Source organism: Pseudoalteromonas sp. 31A1 (assembly GCF_011378815.1).
In the GTDB taxonomy this organism is placed as follows: domain Bacteria; phylum Pseudomonadota; class Gammaproteobacteria; order Enterobacterales; family Alteromonadaceae; genus Pseudoalteromonas; species Pseudoalteromonas arctica.
This window is the reverse complement of sequence record NZ_WTKY01000052.1, coordinates 1-3,540: the sequence shown is the minus strand read 5'-3', so window position 1 is coordinate 3,540 and position 3,540 is coordinate 1. Positions and strand designations below refer to the sequence as shown.

Sequence of the window (3,540 nt, the reverse complement as noted above, 5' to 3'; positions counted from 1 at the left end):
AGTCGTTGTTCAATAACTAAACGCTAAGGAAAGCCAATGCAACCTAATATTAAAAACATCCCGCAACACCTAGGTCAGTACCTTTATCAACAAATTAATGCTCCGTGGATTGAAGCTCATCTTATTTTAGATTGCGAAAACAACAATATACTTGAATGCAAGGCTCACTTTATTAAACCAGATGACGAAACACAGCATGCAATTGCTGTATCTGAAAATATGACAGCATTATTCAAAACGTTATTTGACCACGCCATTAAAAATGAAGTTGAGGATTGGCAACGCGCTATTTTTACTATCACTCGACAAGGCCAGTTTAACTTAAACTTTGAGCGCGATAATAACGATGAAGAAGTAATAGCAGCTGTTCAAACACATTAAATATTAATTTAACCCACTCTTTAACAACATGGATGTTGTGGAGTTAGGCGCTAAAAATTAGCGCCTAACCTTTCACATAATGACTGTTTTTTATGGTTAACGCCCTCATTTACTTCTCATTCTTTTCTCTTTGTGCAAAAAATATTTTAAATGAATTATTCACAAAGAGGTTAAGAGACGCTGCGCTTAAAGAGTAAAAGTGCTATTAAATAGTCAGTTTACTATTCATGAAATATCAACAAGTTGGCAATACGACCTACTGCTGCCACAGCTTGCCATAGACGGCAAGCAAATGAGTGATGATTGGGTTACTGATAAACGCTTACAAAAAGCAGGGCTAAGTAGGAAAGAACGAGCAAAAATTTTGAAAGCAATACGTACAAATGACGGCTCAGTTGAAAAGATACTAATTCGCAATACACCTGACGGTAATTTATTAGTTAAAGAGCTAAATAAACTAGGTAATATCATTGGGACACCCCAAGGGTTTTAGGAGTAGAAATGTTAAGAGATAAATTAAAAAGTAAAGCCTACTTTGATGAACAAGTAGAATTTAGTACAGAAACTATCGATGATTACTTAAATGATGTTAAGCATAATAAAGAGTTTTCTACAGAAGTTAAAATGAAATTATCTTTTGGGTTGGTTGATTATGTAGTTCGTTTACTTCACGAACGCTACTCCCGCGGAGACAATTTAACTGAGCTCAAACCTCACTTACTTGAAGCACTTAAATACCGTCAATGGCAAAAAGACTATGCTGACGCCTTACCTGCAAATGAGCAAAAAAATCGTATCGATTGGGAGGAGTTACACGAAGATGATTTAAGACGCACAATTATTTGGCTTACCTTTGCCTACTGCTTGGCCATGGGTGAAGACTATTACCTAAAAACATTAGAGCTTATCGCTAATCAAGGACAAGATGCTTTACTCGATAACCTTGCTATCGCGATGGGAGATAGTGAACGCCAAGCTGCAACAATACCGTTATTCAAAAAACGTTTTGGTAAATTATATAACGTTATTGAAGGGTCACCCGAGCAGCGACCTGAATTAGTGAAAGCATATCTCGATGCATGGTATAAAGCCGAAGGAAGCCCTGATTATCATTTAATGGATACGGATGCTTACATTGGCTACTGGTGCTGGGGTTCGGCTTTAGTCGTTAAACTTTATAATATTGACGACAGCAGTTTTATTGACCACCCGTATTACCCTAAAGATTTAGCTCACTTTAAAGGATGACATGAATGCTACGTGATAACCGTAAGGACGCTGACTATTTTCACGAACTTATTAGTGACCTTGATGAAGCGCTAACTGAAACACAAGCCGCACTCGACGACGCTGTATTTACCTCCCCTACTCAGCGCGTTGATGTGGCTCAGAGACTGTTTCAACTAGCGATTATGCGTGCTGTAGCGCATTATTCTTATGGTGCCTCTATTGATGAATTACGCCCTTTTGTACTCGCTATTTTACCTTATCGTGAACAGCTCACGTCGGTAGCTGATAACATTCCACAACCCCATCAGTTTTACCGTGTTGATTTTGAGCAACTTGGCGGCGCCGGCGAGGCGTGTGGCTCTGCGAATATAAATCGCTATATTTATACGCTTTGGTGGCTGTCGTTGCTAGTTGCCTGCGACGCGCCCACTGAGCATATTAATAAAACGCTTGATGTCATTGGTGAACAAGGTAAAGATGCATTATTTGATGCTATAGCCGTAAAGCTCGGTGATTCACAGCGCCCTATGGCAAAGACCCTCTATTACCCTGATGTTTACCAGTGTTTGTTTGACGCCTTTAGTCTTGATAAAAATACGCAAGCACAGAAGTTAAACCAATTTATATCTCAGTGGTATGCCCAACTTGATGATGCAGACTGGCACGGCAACCATGAATGTGATTGTGAATTTGAATATACTGATTATTACATTGGCTACTGGTGTTTAGAGCATGCGTTAGTGGCAAACTTACTTGGTATAACCAAATCACAACTTACGCCACATCCAATGCTAGCCAATGATTTAATACGTAATAAACCTGAGCGTTAAGGACAGCCAATGCAGCCTGACATTAAAAACATCCCGCAACAACTTGGTCAGTACCTTTACCAGCAAATAGATGCGCCATGGCTTGAAGCTCAGCTTATTTTAGATTGCGAGAATAATGCTGTGGTTGAGTGTAAAGCCCACTTTATAAAAGCAGATGACGAAACAGAGCATGCAATTGCTGTATCTGAAAATATAACTGAATTATTTAAAACGTTATTTGACCACGCTATTAAAAACGAAGCGGAAGATTGGCAACGTGCTATTTTTACCATTACGCGTAAAGGTCAATTTAACTTAAACTTTGAGCGCGATAATGATGAAGAAGCAATCGCTGCTGTTGAAATACATAAATAAATAAGATCAATCACAATCAAACTTCACCACCCTTTTTAGAGATGTTTATGACTACTTTAACTAAGCAACTTATATTTATATCACTCGCTTTAACGCTAGCTGGGTGCGATAAAGTGACAGTGAGCACCGTTACTGCATTATTAGCGCCCGCTGAAAAAATACAAGCGGCCTCTCCTGAAGGAAGTGACTTTCAAGTTAATGGCTGCAATTTAACCTATAAAGACCAATCACTTGTCTTTAATACCAGCATTGATGAATGGGTTAAAATACTCGGCCCATACGACAGAGTCACTCACTTAGCAAACGACGTTTACTTTTGGGATGAAATAGGTCTCGGCCTTTTTTCTAGCACTGGCAAACACAGAGCAGATGAACTTCAGTTCGAGTTTAATGAAACCATAGCCTTTAGTGAAGATGATATTAGAGTTACTTACGGTGAAGAAATGAAAAAAATTAAGAGAGAGGCCAACGAATCCCGCTCTAAAACGCCATTTACTCAAACGCTTTGGGTTAATGGGGCTGTAATTAAAGGCAACTGGGATATAAGTAAAGTAAATAATCAATTGTATGCATTTAATCCAAAAAATCCCCATTACTTTGGTGAGGCGTATATGCCCACTATTTTTGGCTCACGTTTTTCGTGCGATAAAGAGGCCCCGCCCTATTTTAACGAGGGCGAAATTGGCATTAGAGTAGATGTAAACCCGCAAAATAAAAATGAGATAAAAGTACTAACTTTGCGTGT

At 39.0% G+C, this 3,540-nt stretch carries 6 protein-coding genes; all 6 read left to right on the top strand.

Features of this window, described 5'->3' with window-relative positions:
- Nucleotides 1–36: 36 nt before the first annotated feature.
- Nucleotides 37–381, top strand: coding sequence for an immunity protein YezG family protein (locus tag GQR52_RS20175; RefSeq protein ID WP_165729598.1), 345 nt, complete (start codon nt 37–39; stop codon nt 379–381).
- 199 nt (nt 382–580) lie between these two features.
- Entirely contained in the window at nt 581–874 is a 294-nt protein-coding gene (locus GQR52_RS20170) for a hypothetical protein (RefSeq protein ID WP_165729593.1), read from the top strand.
- Nucleotides 875–882: 8 nt separating this feature from the next.
- Complete coding sequence (locus GQR52_RS20165; RefSeq protein ID WP_165729597.1) at nt 883–1,629, top strand: PoNe immunity protein domain-containing protein; 747 nt, start codon at nt 883–885, stop codon at nt 1,627–1,629.
- Between the two features lie 5 nt (nt 1,630–1,634).
- On the top strand, nt 1,635–2,441 hold the full coding sequence (locus GQR52_RS20160; protein WP_165729596.1) for a PoNe immunity protein domain-containing protein: 807 nt from the start codon (nt 1,635–1,637) through the stop codon (nt 2,439–2,441).
- Nucleotides 2,442–2,450: 9 nt separating this feature from the next.
- Entirely contained in the window at nt 2,451–2,795 is a 345-nt protein-coding gene (locus tag GQR52_RS20155; RefSeq protein ID WP_165729595.1) for an immunity protein YezG family protein, read from the top strand.
- A gap of 47 nt (nt 2,796–2,842) precedes the next feature.
- Nucleotides 2,843–3,540, top strand: a 698-nt coding sequence (locus GQR52_RS20150; RefSeq protein WP_165729594.1) for a hypothetical protein, incomplete at its 3' end; no start/stop codon positions are given.

Excerpts from the sequence above, each read along its gene's own strand:
- GQR52_RS20175 (WP_165729598.1), top strand. The coding sequence starts at position 37 with ATGCAACCTAATATTAAAAACATCCCGCAACACCTAGGTCAGTACCTT.
- GQR52_RS20165 (WP_165729597.1), top strand. The coding sequence starts at position 883 with ATGTTAAGAGATAAATTAAAAAGTAAAGCCTACTTTGATGAACAAGTA.
- GQR52_RS20160 (WP_165729596.1), top strand. The coding sequence starts at position 1,635 with ATGCTACGTGATAACCGTAAGGACGCTGACTATTTTCACGAACTTATT.
- GQR52_RS20155 (WP_165729595.1), top strand. The coding sequence starts at position 2,451 with ATGCAGCCTGACATTAAAAACATCCCGCAACAACTTGGTCAGTACCTT.